We start from the raw sequence: 14,261 nt of genomic DNA on the forward strand, positions 1-14,261 counted from the left end.
CGAGCCGATTTTTTCAGCGGGATACATTGGCAGAAAGCCGCCAGAGTACAATTTACACTGCACTCCGGCGGTGATTTCACCTTGAACTGATGAACTTGAAAGCAGAATTAGCAAGCCACTTTACGACGAGCTCGTCGGAACACTGGATAACCACTTCCAGCCAATCCCAGCATAATGGCCAGACTTGATGGTTCTGGAACTGGGTTTGGGCTTGATCCGATTGTGTCGGACTGATCAAGTTGAAGAGCGTACAACTGAGCGTGTTGAACACCAGTGAAATCGATGGAGAAATCACTGATTGTTCCAACAACACCGCTCAGGTCCCACTGCAGCTTGTAACTGTTGACGTAAACTGGCTCGTCTTGTCCAGTCACTGGATCAAAGAAGGTTCCGTTTTGAACTTGATCAACCAATTCTGACAGACCAGCTGCAACTGCTGATGCTCCTCCCCCACCAGCAAAGTTGTAACTCAGTGTGGGGAGAGCGTCGTTGAAGAAATCGAAACCGTATGCTTCGCCGATTTCGATTTGGAAGACGATGTGCTGAAGTCCCGCAACTGGAGTTGAGTCGGTGACCGCCAATGAACCTCCGTTGTTATTCACGTCGGCGGAGAAGCCGCCAAAATAGATGGAACCGCCGGAGGGATAGGGTCCTCCGCCTGTTCCGTTGGCGGTCTTCATCAAGCCGGCATCGCCTGATTCTGTGGTGTTGGAACCAATTGGCCCCGGCCAAGGACCTGCACCTGGGAATCCACCGTAACCTGGGTTGTTGGCGGCCGTCAGACCGTTCCAGCCATCATGTTGAGTCGTGCCTGGCAGTGAGATCACGTCGAATGCGGCTTGAGACGAAGCACAGTTCAAAGCGACAACAGTCGCGAAAGCAAAGGCAAATGAAAAACATGTCTTCATTGTGTTTTCCTCTTCGGGTGTCTTCAATAAATTAGAACGCTGAATAGCTCAGCTCATTGAGTTGAAATTGCGCGGAGAGAGGTCCGCAAAGATGCGAGGAAGCGGATTTGCCTGTGCGCGGGTCTGATCCTTAGCTGGAGACGGAGCGTCGAATGGCGAACAGGAGCCCCAACAGCACCAAACCGCTGTTGGGCGGCGAACCCAACTAGCGGGTCGCCATTCGACGCGTTTCTTTGTCACCTTCGATGTTGGGAAGACACGCGGCTGTTCTCGGACTTTGAGAATGCGCGAATCACCGAAGGGGCTTCATTGCTCGTGCTGGCCCAACTGTTCGCCGAAGCTGGATCCACCAAGCACACCTAGAGACTAACTGAGACTGAGATTCAGTGTCAAACGAAACTGAGACTCATTCTCAAAATAGTAGTTGTTTCGATTTCTTGAAGCACCGTAAGTCCGCTGTCTGATGAACGCCCCGATCCTGTGTCGCAAGAAGAACTTTGCAACCCACACGTTAACATACAGTTACGACCCAGCCGACTGATCCCCGATAACGCCAACGCGCACGTGTCCAAGAAGTTTCCGCGAAACGCATAGGTCAGCCCAAGTGCACGATGCAGCTGATAATCGAGAAAGACAATGCCCAATTAGATGTTCCGATTCTCCGACCGTTCTTCCCTCGAAGCACTTCGAGAACGCAAGTTTCGCTGTGACTTACGTTCGCGTTGGAGAACAAAGAACGTCGGATCGGATCGGGCTCAAAACACTATGAAGAATGAGTCTCACTCACGTTCCAGGAGTCGTCACACTTAATGCACGACCACGGGCCTCAGCCCCTAGAATCCGCCTCCGAAGCCGCCACCAATTCCGGTTCCGAAGTTCCCGCCGTTGTTGAACCCGCTCCCGCCGAAGTTGTAGCCGTTGTTGATCGACTGGTAGTAAGTGCGTTCCGCTTCTCGACCGGTATACCCAGGTCCGTAGGAAGGTGCCACGACAGTTCGAATTTGAGCATCTTCGTTGCCGAGATCCGTGAGAATTCTCGCGATGAGAGCCCGACGCAGTGCATCCAGCTCCGGATTCGAATTGTTCTCGCTGCGCTCGACGAGGATCGGAAAGGGCGTGTTCGGCATCCGTGCAGCCACTTCGATAATCTTGTCGCGGCCGTCAGGAGTCAGTCGGGCTGTCTGTGTCACGAAGTCGTTTCGATGGAAGATAAAGTCGGTCGCTTCCGCGTTCGTTTCCATCACCTGATCGAACGCGCGAACCGTACTCCCCAGTGGAAGCGTCTGCGGCACAGCGTTCGACTTGCGATAGCACCAACCACACAGCTTATTGCAACACCCTCCACAGGCATCCTTCGCGATGCTGTTCACCGACTTCTTGTGTTGGCCGCCTTTTCCGTCGGAGTTACACTCCCCTGCGAGACCGGAATTGCCCTGGCAGGAGAGACCGCCATTTCCGTCGAGGCTGGCATTCGCTCCGTGACAAGCTGAATCGCCGCAGGCCGTTCCGTCGCAACCGGCGACGTTGCACTCGAATGAGTCACAGTTCTTGGTCGCTTTCGTGTGTGCGCAGCCGATGAACGCAATCACGCAAGCAATAGCTGCCAGCGACCAGATGGATGACGATTTGAATGTGCGCGCATGAATGCTCATGTCTGCGACCTTGTCGAAGAAGTAAAGGAATGTCCCGATCAAATTCTGATCGAGAGTTCCCGGTCGAAACGTATCTGTCACATATCAATTGGAAACGTGATCGAACTCCCTGCCCGCCGAGAACCATTCTCGATGAGTTTTTGAAGATCGATCGTTCCAATAACTCTCTCGGCCAACTTCGGCCGTTGTGAATTTCATGGTCGATGCAAGTGCACCGAAGCCGCTGTTGTCTTCAATGTGCTATCGATTCGTGCTCGATCGATACTGACTGTTGGCTCCCGTCGAGATCGGCGCCATCCCTGGCAAGGTGTGCCCAGACGGACCGGGTGCAATCGGGCGGAAAGTGGTCGGCCCACTGGTGGGTGGAACCGGAATTTCTACAGGTTCCGAATTCGTCGGAGCTTGTTCTGGTCGGTACTGCTGCGACGGAGAATGCGGCGTTGGTTGGTAGAAGTTGTATCCCACGTCCTGCCCGTAGCCTTGACCGTTCCCGTAAGGGAGAACCTCATAGTTCCCCATGTCAGGATTTCCTTCGATCCGGTTGTATTTGTACAGATCGTGATCGTTGGGATGAGTCACATACCAACCTGGCAACGGTGGAACCTGATCCGGGTCCATCGGCCTGACGATTTCCGGTGTCACGATGATGAGCACTTCGTTCTCGTCTTCTGTTGCCTGCTTGGCATTAAACAGATAGTTCCCGAGGACCGGGAGTTCGCCCAGCAAGGGAATTCGTGACACCTCAGCTTGTTCTCTTCGCGAAAACAATCCGCCCAGCACAATCGTTTGTCCTTCACGCAATTCAACTCGCGTTTGAACGCGACGGACATCCAATCCGGGAATTCCACCGACGGAGTTGCTGTCGTTGATCTTGCTCAGTTCGGGAACGATCTGCATGCGGATCAAATCGTTGTCGATGATGGTTGGCGTCGCGATGATCGATGTTCCGAAACCACGAAAACTTGTCTGCTGACCCTGGGCTCCACCAATCCCAACGACTGTTGGAACGGCGAACTCTCCACCGGAGAGAAAGGCTGCTGGCTCGCCGCTCATTGTGACGAGTCGTGCATCTTCTAGAACACGCGCTGAACCGTTGGAAGCCAGAGCATCAACGATGACGGAGATATCCCCCGCTTCGAAAATCCCAGTCAGAGTGGGAATCCCATTCGACAGAGTTTGCGTGATGCGCTGGGCTCCGTTGTCGAAGATGACTCGCCAGTCGATTCCCAATCGCCTTAATTGCGATCGGCTCAGCTCCGCGATTCGAACTCGAATGGAAACCTGAAAGTCTCCGGGGACTTCGAGCTCGTCAATAATGACTGAAGAGAGATAATCGTTGAGGTCGTCTGAATTCAGACCGTTGTTTGTCACGGTGCCGACGTTTGCCTGACCGAGGACACCCAGAAATCCGTCGTCCTGAAGAATCACTTCATCGCGAATGATGTTCAGAATCTTCGCTGCTTCACCCGAGTCACGGGCCTGACCACGGACGATGATCTTCTGAGACATGGGAATCAGATAGACCTTGCTGTTGGGATAAAGCAGTGCCAGCTTTCTTTCGATTCGTCCGAATTCAATGCGGCGATTCTCATCGAGACTCGGATCACGAATTGTGGTTACTGTATACATGAGCGGTTGCGAACTGGTTTCGCCATCAGCTTCTTCGAACCAGAACCAGAGATCGGTCGTGCCGAGTTCCAATCCGAGGATCGAGATTTCATTCTCGCTGAACTGGACGACGTCGATGATGCGTGGATCAGACCACGCGATGCGTCGAATTCTCCGCTCAGTAATAACCAACTGGCTTCGGCCTTCGATGACTTCCAGTCGGCGTTCCGATCGGGGCATTGACTGGATTCGTGGATCGAGTGCACGGCGGGCATCGTAGGTTGCCTGCACTTGGCGAATCTGTGAGGAATCGATGTGCTTTCCGCTGTGAGGCGATTGCGCATACGCCGACAGATTACAAAGCGCTCCGCAGGCGCACGCCATGACCGCCACGAATGTCAACCCGCGTACTTTGAACGGTTCCTGCACGCTCTTCGAAAGAGGTTTTTCCTGGAATCGTGTCGACATCCGATGTCGCTCCTGTTGCCCGACAACTTGTCCGTATCGGCCGAATCGGTCCTTCGCGAGGAACACGTTGATTCCTCGATCGCCGATCGCTCCGCCCCCTTCGAGTGGGGAAGGAGTCTTCGGTTGTATCGACACCATTCCGCGAACAGGTCAAACCGAACGAATCGCTGGAACGCGCAATTCCGGAAACGGAAGGCGCAATCAGAACCACACGATTCAGTCTCCTATCTCTCCTAAACTCACATCTTGAAGCCCAGCAGTGGCTCAGCGACTGAAGCTGTGTTCAGCATTCGATTGCAGCAAGAATTCAAGGCGCAGGATCGAAGCAACCACGACGCGGCGATAGTTTTCACTGCGTCGGAACAGCAAACTGAGAGACTGATTGGCGAGTCGCCCAGATCGCTACGGCAGGAAAAGAGTCAGCGCAGACCAATCGCGATCGCGCAGAGATAGGAACGAGGAATGCTGTTAAGACAACCGACGAAGAGTCTCGGGTAAGATGCGAACATAGTCAAACAAGTGGGCTGATGTGCCACACTCGTTGAACCATCGATTCTCAGACTTCAACGGAATTTGCGATTCCGCAAGAACACACAGCGGAACGAATTAGTTCAACGCTGGAGTTGTCGTCGAAACCCAAACCCATGTTGTCACAGCAGAAACGATCATCACGACAACGGTGTAGAAGAAGAACAGGGTCAGCATTTTCCCGATCGCACGACCCGCTTCCGCGTCGTCTGCGTCGAACTGCCGAATCTCTTCTGGACCAAAAGGAGATTCCACATCTTCCGATGTGTGAGTGACCTGTTCAGAAGTAACCTGTTCAGACATGTCGAGAATCCGGGACGTTCCAAATACACGAGGATTGATGTAAATCCGCCAACGTCCCGATTCTTACGGAAACACCATCACTTGTCGAGTGAGGAATCGCCGGTTCCGGCGGACTCTTCAGGAAAGTCTTCGTCCTTCCATCCCGCGAGCTGCAACACATCATCAATTCGAACCGGTTTGCCGTTCTGGCGGATGCTTTCGTCGGCAGCTTCCATGAATGCGTAGATTTCGATGGTTTCACGAGCACTGACTGGCGGAACGCCTGTTTCGAAGAACTCGACAATCTCGACAACGAGGGGCCCATATCCCTGATACGGTCCCAGAACCTGCGTGCCTTTAGTACCGAAGGCTGTCCCGCCGTACCCGCGTTCGCCTCGTCGAATTCCGCGAAAGGTCCCAATTCTTCCATCGTCCCACTGTCCGACGACAACGTCAAAATCGTCCGACTTCATTCGCACGACTTCTTCACATCCGGTTCCCATAACGGTGAAGAGAGCTTCGACACCGTGAATCCCGTACCAGAATAGATCAGGATGCGTTGCTTCCAGCGACGCTGGGCTGTAAGTGTCGGCACCTGTCACTTCGCCGATCGATCCGTTTCTGACTTCCTGGCCGTTCTTGAGATACCGGAGAGAAGAAGACGAGAAGATTGGGACACCTGCTTGCTGAGCTTCCTTGAAAATGGAGACAGCATCCGAGAGTGAACCAGCGATTGGCTTGTCGATGAAAACCGGTTTTCCCGCAGCGAGGACGGGACGAATCTGTTCGAGATGCGGACGACCGTCGTTAGTTTCCAACAACACAGCATCAACACGTGTTAGCAACTCATCGATTGAGTCGACGATCTCAACTCCCATTTCCTGAAGCTGTTGGGTGTATTGGGGAACGCGTTTCGTGCTCGATTCGATATCCGGGCTGCCTTTGGGATAAGCAGCAACAACGCGACAACCCGGGACATGAGCTGGGTTGTCCGCATCGTTCATGACTTTTGTGAACGCCGGAGCATGTGATGTGTCGAGGCCAATGATCCCCACCCGAATCACTTCTTCAGCAGCAACGAATGAGCTTGAGACCGTCAAACAGACGATCACAGCCAAGGCCAGAAAAGCTTCCTTTACGTGCAGAAATCGTACTTCAATTTGCTTGTGGTTCTTCATGGTGGGCAACTGGGTCTCTTTGAAAAATCGAGTGGTATCATCACAGGTGTTTGATTTCAGTGAAGTGTTCTGCGGTGCTCCGAAAAAGAAGTTGTTTCACCGAATCAAATTCGGATGAAAATTCTTTGACGGAACATCCAGTAACAAATCAGCCAAATCACGAGCGCCACGGAAGTCGCCTGAATCACGGGCTCGAACATGTTGAACAGTTCAGCGCCAGTGAATCTGGAATCAGTCATTCGAGCAACCTGGTCCAATCCTGAATCGATCAACCATCCGAAATGACGGGTCACAATTTCGCGGTAGATCCAGCCCTTCAACATCTGACCGATCATGTAAACGGCAATCGAGTTCATTCCAATCACGACGAGGGGAAATGCCAGCCGTTTGAGTGACCAGACGTCAAAGACGAGATAGAAAATCGCCAGCATCCCAATGACGTAGCCGCCGCTGAACAGTGCCCAGGCAGGAGTCCAGATTCGCTTGATGATGGGACAGCAGGTCGCTCCGGCGATAACACCGAGGAACGTACAAAGCAACGCGGCCCCAACGAGCATCCAGAATGTTTTCGCGCTGCGTGGGGCAGTCATGACAAACTGGCCGATCATCGCGCCCAACAACATTGTGACGATCGATGGTAAGAAGTTCAGAGTCGTGTATCCGCCGCTATTGAATCGGAAGGGAACCTCATCGGGATCATCTTGTTCGGGTCGCGGAAACTGATTCAGAAACCAGACATCAAAGTCAGAGAACGCGTTCCAGTTTTTCGAATACCGTTCGTACGGAGCAGCAAGGATTTCGCCCCGCTCATAGCTCGCGTTGACCATTTCCGGAACGTACTGACCGGTTGGAGGAGCGAACTGCATGACGCATGTCGTCACGATGAGAATGGCTGCCAATGACGCCCATTGCCAACGACGCGACAACTGGAAGATGAGAAACAAGACGAAATACCCGAGGCCAATCTGCGCCAGAACGTTCGTAAAGATCCAATGTGTCGATGATTCATTTCGGGAATACAGAAACACGCCCAGCAGCACGAGCACGATCGCTCGAATCAACGCGTGCAGAATCATCTTCCAGCGAGATTGTCCCTCTCGAGATCGACGAGAATACGAGAACGGCATCGCCATGCCGACCATAAACATGAACGCGGGCTGAATCAGATCCCAGAATGAAACTTTCCATTTCGCCCAGGCATTCCCTTCGCCTGCGTCCATCGATCCCGGAACGAAATTGCTCTGCCACGGGGGATGCTCAAAATGAAAAGCAATCTTCTCGAGCGTTTCGTGATCGATGATCGTCCACAACTGACTCGGTTCTTCGGTTCGCGAGAGTGCGTAAATGCCGAAGCCATTGGCAGCCAGCATGATCATGATGAAACCGCGAAACGCATCCAGTGAAGTCAGTCGAGCAAGCGAGCGACCGGCGGCTTCTGTCGAGGTTTTTTCGGCAACCGCTTTCCCTTGCGGTCGCACAGTCTTATCGGGACGTTTCGGATCAGGAGTCGACTCTTTAAGTTTGTAGGTCATCCGGTTGCCCATCAATGTTGATGTCCGTGAAGTCACGGTCAGAATTGTCGGAGAGAAATGTTGATTGCACAACTCCCACGATCTGATTCAGAAAGATTTGTCACAACTTCCTTCCTCTCAGGCAGAAGCCAACGGCAATGCATCATCGAAGTTTGTTTCGCGCATGCTTTGTCATCATCAATGGGACGCATACACTGCGTGGATCGATGAGTCACTGAGTCGGTCGTGAGTGATCGACTGTTTGACTCTGTTGCCGTACATTTCGAAATGGTTGAATACAGCTTCTCATCTTGTCATTGCAGACGCACGGGTTGGGCTGAGACCGAGAGTGGATGATGACTTCACCGCTTCCAGAAGAATTGCTGCGAACACGGGAAACGCCGAGAACCTGTTCTTACTTAAGCAATGAAACAGCCTGCCTTGAATACAGACTGTTTCGGCAACTTCGTGGGAGTCAGGTCGAGTTCCTTTTGAGTAGAGGTTGGCGACGCTTCGGGATCAATTTCTTTCGTCCCACATGCTCAAACTGTACGAAGTGCGTTCCGATTCGGATCAAGGTCGCCGACTTTCAACCCAGCAAGAGTCAACGTCGAGTCAAGCGGAAGAACTCGCATATCACCGTTGCAAGAGCTTCACCAACTGTGAGTCGAGAACACCTCGACCTCTACCATCGCTGGCACGAAGACATGACGGATCGTCGCGGCTGGGCGGAATCTAATTCGACTGCTGAAGAATACGCGTCCGGGTTTCTCTCTGGACATTTTGACTGCTTGCATGAGCTCCGGTACTTCGACGGTTCTCAACTTGTCGGAGTCGGGTTGATTGATGTCCTTCCGAATTCGCTATCGAGCGCGTATTTCTACCACGATCCCGAATGGCGGCCGCTTGCGCCAGGAACGTTTTCGCTGCTTTGTGAAATCGCTTTGGCGAAGCATATTGGGGTTGAATACGTCTACCTGGGCTATTGGATCGAAGAATGCCCATCGATGGCCTACAAGAATCGATTCCCCCCTTCGGAGATCCTGACAGAGTTCGTCGACGACAACGATGAACCAACTTGGAGAATGATTTCGAGTTGAGTTGAAGCAAAATTGTCGACGGGCTAACGTCAGACAGACATGACAATGGATGGTGCTTTTTGACGCGCGCCCAACGTTCGATGCGAAGAGATGCTTGACTTCGCCCCATCCGCCAATCACGACGAAACGAATTGAGGACTGCGATGGACCTGTTGACAACGCTTGATGGTTCGATGATGCAAGGATTCTTCCCCGCTGGCTGGGATCTTGCGAGGATTGACGGCTGCGTTGATGATGATCCAAACACAATTTCCAATCGTCAGGAGTGGTGGAACGAAAAGTTTGAATTGATTCCGTGCGAAACATTGAGCGATTTCGACACCTTCATGGGACACGAAATCGCGATGACCATTCGTCGAGCGAGGGAAGCTGGCAAACAACTCGCGATGATCCTTCCCGTCGGGCCGATGGGAATGTATCGCTGGGCTGTCTTCTTCCTGAAAGAATGGGGAGTGAACTGCGATCACGTACATGGCTTCAACATGGATGAGTGGAGCGACGCTGAAGGCAACACGCTAGACAGTTCCTCAACAGGAGCGTTTCAATACGCGATGGAACAGGCGTTCTACGGACCGCTCGGAGATTTAACCGTTCCGAAAAACCAGCGGAACTTTGCAACGACTGAGAACCTGCCGACTTATGCGGAGAAGATAGAAAAGATTCGCTCAGGTGGCGGAGATCTCGCCGTCGTGTTCGGAATCGGAAGAGTCTGCCACATCGCGTTCTGGGAACCGCAATTCGCAGGCGAGTATGATTCTGAAGACGATTGGAAGGCAGCGACTCATCGAATTGGAGCCAAGCTGCATCCATTGACGATCGAACAGAATGCGATCACAAGCTTCAAAAGCCGCACAACGAAGGTTCCCGCTTTCGCCAACACCATCGGTCCAGGACTGTTCCTGAATGCTGACCATATTATTGGAGGAGCAGACGGAACACTGGCGCGTGGAATGCAATGGCAGGGATTAAGCCTTTGGATGACGCTTCGCCATGAGCCCACGCCGTGGATTCCATCGACCTATATGCCAACTCAGCCCGGTCGACTCTTCTATCTCACAGAACTGGCTGGCCCACTTGAAGCGGAATGCAACTAGCCAGCTCAATAGCTTCTTTGTTGTCAGCTTGACTGTCTGAAGCAGTTCGAGTTCTGATTGCGCTCGTGGATTCGCGAAGTCTGTGACGAAAAATGCCCTATCCGGCAGGAACCGCACAACCGTCACAGTCGTCATCGATTTCGTGAGTGGATTCGCCCACGTCTGTTGTTCGCGGGGAATGCGTTTCGCCGACTCTTCATCGAGTCGTCTGGCACAACCGCCCGAAAGTGAACAGACGGGATAACGTTTCCAGTTAGATTTCGACTTGGTCCGAACGTTGTTCCATTCAGTTCATTGGACAACGGAGACGCGACCGTGCTGGAATTCATTCAACAGCTTACAGACGACCAGACAGCTGTCGTTGGATGTGTGGGAGCGATCATGGGAGCGACTCTAACGCTCATGATCAGCTTCCACTCGAATCCACAAAATCGACAACAGGCAAAGAGCCTCTCCGCTTCGAAGAAGCTGGAAGTGGTGAACAAGGAACAACAACCTCAGCGACGTCGTGCGGCCTGACGCCTCCTTCAGGAAGCTGCTCAGCCTTGCATCGACTTCCTCCTCGTTCCCCGTGCGATTCCTCTGAATCGACGATCGAAGATGGTCCGCTCAGCCGGATTGACCACTTCCCGTCGAATCATAAATTCCTCGCAAAGACATGGCGGATGTTGTCTTATGGGAATCTGGGGCGTTAAGCTGTCATCGTGTTGATTACTCTCTAAGACTCAATTGATTCAGAAGGAATCAAAAATGACCACGCTGCGAAGGGTTTCGATGGCGGCCGCATTGTTGGCTGTCGGATATTGTTGCGGACAGGCTCATCTCGATGTCAAAAGCCTCACCGCTCAAGAGGGACAAGTTGGCGTTCCTGACGACACAGCAAACAAAATTCGAGAAGCGAACCGAAGCCTGATCGAGGCGATGGACTCTCTCCGGTCGGACGGATTGTATGAGTCAATCACGGAAGGCCCGAACGCATATCTGATTCTCTCCGGCGGCGGTAACGCCCGTGAAGATCTGGAATCAGGCCTCGGCGTCGATCCAGAAACCTTCGCAGGCCTCTATTCTGGCCAGGCTGTGCCGGAAATTCAGGCGCTGCTTGGTGTCGATGATCAGGGACGTGTCACTTACAACGATGAAGTCGTTCGAATGTATTCCAAGTCTCGCTTGCAACGCGTTCGAGCGAATCGCATCAAATTGACGGAAACGTCATTCTGAAGTTTTGGATCCGGCTATTCCGATCATTCCATCGATTTCACCGTAAGACGAAAACTTGGAAGCGATTCGGGGAGAATGTTGGGAATTTCTTTCAAAACATTCCGAGACTCCTTATACAATTTAGTTCCTCTCCGTTTATGGAGTTGGTGCAGCATGTCAACGGTTCTCAACCAACACCATTCGGTTGCGGCGCATTCCCGGAGAACGAAAGTATGATGAACGCTTGGAAATCTTCAGCACTATTGGCGAGCTTCTTCGCCGCGAGCATCTGCTCGGCGGACGAAGCGATCGTCAGAACGTATGACTCGCCGTATGGCGAGGATTATGCCACCGTTTCGGTTCGAGGTTCATCGGATGCCGCGCTCCGGAAGAACGTCGACCATGTCGTCCTGATTGATACATCAGCGAGCCAGGTCGGTGAACATCGGGAGATGGGATTCGAAGTTCTTGAGAACTTCCTGACCAATCTTCCCGAAGGCCATCGCGCCACCGTCATTGCTGTCGACGTGACCGCTCAACCGGTTGTGAATGGCTTCGGCGAACCAGCATCCGTCGCCAGCGCAGCTTTGACTGCTCTGGAATCTCGCTTCCCAGCTGGAGCGACCAACCTCGAAGCCGGGATCGAAGCAGCAATCGAGGCACTTGATGACAGCAAGTCCGGATCGATTGTCTTCATCGGGGACGGCATGAGCGCCGCACACTTGCTGCAACCCCGCGAAGTTCAAGCTCTGACATCGCAGCTCGTTTCGCAACAGATTCCGGTTCACGCGTTCGCTGTCGGATCGAACACCGACTTGCAGTTGCTCGGAATTCTCGGTCAAGAGACCGGTGGCTTCATCATGCGAGATGAAGGCAATGCAAAATCAATGACCGGTGAAAAAGCCGGACAGTTGCTCGCCAACGCTGCCACACAAGTTGTGGAATACCCTCAGATCGCAACAGTGACCGGATCGGATGTTGAATTCATCCCATCTCGTCCACTTCCAGTTCGATCAGACCGCGAAACAGTTTATCTCCTGCACGGTGACCTGAATGCTTCAACGTCCTTCCAACTCGGAAACGAGTCATGGACGCTCGCAACTGATCGCACCGACGGTAACACCTTCATCAGCGAACTGTGGCGAGTCGGACAGAACGACGACGGCCTGACACTCGGCCTCGCTGGCGACTGGATGGTGAACCTGGCTCACGAGTCATTCGAGAACCAGATCGCTCGCATGGAAGCCGAAGGCATCGCAGCTCTCAACGGTCAAAACTACGAAGCTGCCGAGAAGATCGGTTTCGACATTCAGAACGTCGATCCTGGAAACGTGACAGCTCGAGAACTGATTCAACGTGCTGGCGAACTGCAAAACACTCTGACCGTTCAAGTCGACGATTCTGGTGCAGCCCCAACACTGGGAACAGCTCCAGCCACCGAATCATCTGATCCACTCGACGATCGAACACAACCACGCAGCGAAGACTCGATCACTCAGTTCGAGCAACTGCGAGATGCTGCAACTCAGCGACTTCGCCGGGAAGTGGAATTGCAGGTTGAACAAGCTCGTTCCATCCTCAACGAAGATCCTGACGTTGCAGAAAGCATTCTCAATCAGGCTCGTGGAGCGATTAAATCAGAACTGAACGTGGACGCTGAAGTTCGCAACCAACTTCTTCGCCTTGTTGCTGACGAACTTCAGAACACAATCGCTCAGCGTGAACGCATCATCCTCGAGATCTCAGAACGAAATCGTCGTGAGTCCGAACTGGAAGCACAGCGACGACTGATCGAGTTCGCCGCAGAACGTGATCGCCAGCTGGAACAGATGGTTGACCGTGTGCGTGCTTTGATTCTCGAAGGATACCACGGAGATCCGGACGCATTCGAACAAGCTGAAGCAGTCGGACGTGAAGTCCTGAGTGCTTACCCAGGCAGCTCACTCGGCGTGGCTGTCGTGTTCGTCTCAGAAGCTGCTGGTCAGCTCGACAAAGTTGCTCGCTTGCGTGCTCTTCGCTCGGACCGATTCCTCGCAACACTTTACGAAGTTGAAAAGTCGAGTGTTCCGTTCCCAGACGAACCACCAATTCGTTATCCACCAGCAGAAGTTTGGTGGGCACTCACAGAAATGCGAGACAAGTGGAAGTCTGTTGACCTACGTCACAACAGCCCGAACGAACAGAAGATCTACGACGCCCTCGAAGCTGTCACAAGCTTTGAATTCCCAGGTAACCCGCTGAGCGACGTGATCGACTACATCCGACTTCAGCACGGAATTCCGATCATCTTCGACGAAGTCGAGTTGAGCAACGAGGGAATTTCAACGGAAGACGAAGTGTCACTCGTGATCTCAGGGATTACTCTGCGATCAGCACTGAAGCTTCTGCTCGAAAAACTCGAACTGACTTACGTCATCGAAGATGAAGTCATGAAGATCACGACTGCCTTCAAAGCAGACGAAACCCAGCAGACTCGCGTGTACTCGGTCGGTGACCTCGTCATGCCAATTCCTCTGCCTCTGACAGGTGGCGGTGGCGGACTCGGCGGTGGTCTCGGTGGAGGCGGCGGCGGACTCGGCGGTGGCGGTGGCCTCGGCGGCGGTGGTGGCGGATTCGGTGGCGGTGGCGGTGGCCTCGGTGGTGGCGGTGGTGGATTCTTCAGTCTGCCAGCGGAACCTGTTCCAGGGAAAAAAAAACCGATTCTGAAGTAGTCTCCGGGGACCCAGCCCCCCTAT

11 protein-coding genes are annotated in these 14,261 nt (G+C 53.1%); 5 read left to right on the plus strand and 6 right to left on the minus strand.

The window, feature by feature from the left end; genetic code table 11:
* Positions 1-107 precede the first annotated feature (107 nt).
* From AB1L42_RS14775 to AB1L42_RS14800, 6 genes are all read right to left on the minus strand, one after another.
* Positions 108-908 carry a hypothetical protein gene (locus AB1L42_RS14775; RefSeq protein ID WP_367057098.1) on the minus strand — a complete coding sequence of 267 codons (801 nt, stop codon included), beginning with the start codon at positions 906-908 and terminating at the stop codon, positions 108-110.
* An 833-nt stretch (positions 909-1,741) separates the two neighbouring features.
* On the minus strand, positions 1,742-2,641 hold the full coding sequence (locus AB1L42_RS14780; RefSeq protein WP_367057101.1) for a hypothetical protein: 900 nt from the start codon (positions 2,639-2,641) through the stop codon (positions 1,742-1,744).
* A 159-nt stretch (positions 2,642-2,800) separates the two neighbouring features.
* Complete coding sequence (locus AB1L42_RS14785) at positions 2,801-4,774, minus strand: pilus assembly protein N-terminal domain-containing protein (protein ID WP_367057104.1); 1,974 nt, start codon at positions 4,772-4,774, stop codon at positions 2,801-2,803.
* A gap of 468 nt (positions 4,775-5,242) precedes the next feature.
* Positions 5,243-5,467 (minus strand): hypothetical protein, encoded by a 225-nt coding sequence (locus AB1L42_RS14790; RefSeq protein WP_367057107.1) that lies wholly within the window; start codon positions 5,465-5,467, stop codon positions 5,243-5,245.
* Positions 5,468-5,544: 77 nt separating this feature from the next.
* Positions 5,545-6,624 carry a Gfo/Idh/MocA family oxidoreductase gene (locus tag AB1L42_RS14795; protein WP_367057110.1) on the minus strand — a complete coding sequence of 360 codons (1,080 nt, stop codon included), beginning with the start codon at positions 6,622-6,624 and terminating at the stop codon, positions 5,545-5,547.
* Positions 6,625-6,728: 104 nt separating this feature from the next.
* Positions 6,729-8,192, minus strand: coding sequence for a DUF5009 domain-containing protein (locus tag AB1L42_RS14800; protein WP_367057113.1), 1,464 nt, complete (start codon positions 8,190-8,192; stop codon positions 6,729-6,731).
* 299 nt (positions 8,193-8,491) lie between these two features.
* On the opposite strand from AB1L42_RS14800, the gene AB1L42_RS14805 reads away from it, so the two are divergent.
* The 5 genes from AB1L42_RS14805 to AB1L42_RS14825 all read left to right on the plus strand — a co-directional run bounded on the left by AB1L42_RS14805 (position 8,492) and on the right by AB1L42_RS14825 (position 14,237).
* The gene (locus AB1L42_RS14805) at positions 8,492-9,235 is read left to right on the plus strand and encodes an arginyltransferase (RefSeq protein WP_367057916.1); all 744 of its coding nucleotides are present in this window, start codon (positions 8,492-8,494) and stop codon (positions 9,233-9,235) included.
* Between the two features lie 143 nt (positions 9,236-9,378).
* Positions 9,379-10,329, plus strand: a complete 951-nt coding sequence (locus AB1L42_RS14810; RefSeq protein WP_367057116.1) for a glucosamine-6-phosphate isomerase — start codon at positions 9,379-9,381, stop codon at positions 10,327-10,329.
* A gap of 315 nt (positions 10,330-10,644) precedes the next feature.
* Positions 10,645-10,848: a hypothetical protein gene (locus AB1L42_RS14815; protein ID WP_367057119.1), complete on the plus strand. Its 204-nt coding sequence runs from the start codon at positions 10,645-10,647 to the stop codon at positions 10,846-10,848.
* Positions 10,849-11,079: 231 nt separating this feature from the next.
* A complete protein-coding gene (locus AB1L42_RS14820) occupies positions 11,080-11,547 on the plus strand; it encodes a hypothetical protein (RefSeq protein WP_146506742.1) in 468 nt (155 codons plus the stop codon).
* A gap of 212 nt (positions 11,548-11,759) precedes the next feature.
* The gene (locus AB1L42_RS14825) at positions 11,760-14,237 is read left to right on the plus strand and encodes a VWA domain-containing protein (RefSeq protein WP_367057123.1); all 2,478 of its coding nucleotides are present in this window, start codon (positions 11,760-11,762) and stop codon (positions 14,235-14,237) included.
* The last annotated feature ends 24 nt before the right edge of the window (positions 14,238-14,261 follow it).

The sequence above is a fragment of the Thalassoglobus sp. JC818 genome, from assembly GCF_040717535.1.
Classification (GTDB): domain Bacteria; phylum Planctomycetota; class Planctomycetia; order Planctomycetales; family Planctomycetaceae; genus Thalassoglobus.

Bases quoted from the DNA above. Each gene is read 5' to 3' on its own strand.
- AB1L42_RS14775 (WP_367057098.1), bottom strand. From the start codon at position 908: ATGAAGACATGTTTTTCATTTGCCTTTGCTTTCGCGACTGTTGTCGCT.
- AB1L42_RS14785 (WP_367057104.1), bottom strand. From the start codon at position 4,774: ATGGTGTCGATACAACCGAAGACTCCTTCCCCACTCGAAGGGGGCGGA.
- AB1L42_RS14790 (WP_367057107.1), bottom strand. From the start codon at position 5,467: ATGTCTGAACAGGTTACTTCTGAACAGGTCACTCACACATCGGAAGAT.
- AB1L42_RS14795 (WP_367057110.1), bottom strand. From the start codon at position 6,624: ATGAAGAACCACAAGCAAATTGAAGTACGATTTCTGCACGTAAAGGAA.
- AB1L42_RS14805 (WP_367057916.1), top strand. From the start codon at position 8,492: ATGACTTCACCGCTTCCAGAAGAATTGCTGCGAACACGGGAAACGCCG.
- AB1L42_RS14810 (WP_367057116.1), top strand. From the start codon at position 9,379: ATGGACCTGTTGACAACGCTTGATGGTTCGATGATGCAAGGATTCTTC.
- AB1L42_RS14820 (WP_146506742.1), top strand. From the start codon at position 11,080: ATGACCACGCTGCGAAGGGTTTCGATGGCGGCCGCATTGTTGGCTGTC.
- AB1L42_RS14825 (WP_367057123.1), top strand. From the start codon at position 11,760: ATGATGAACGCTTGGAAATCTTCAGCACTATTGGCGAGCTTCTTCGCC.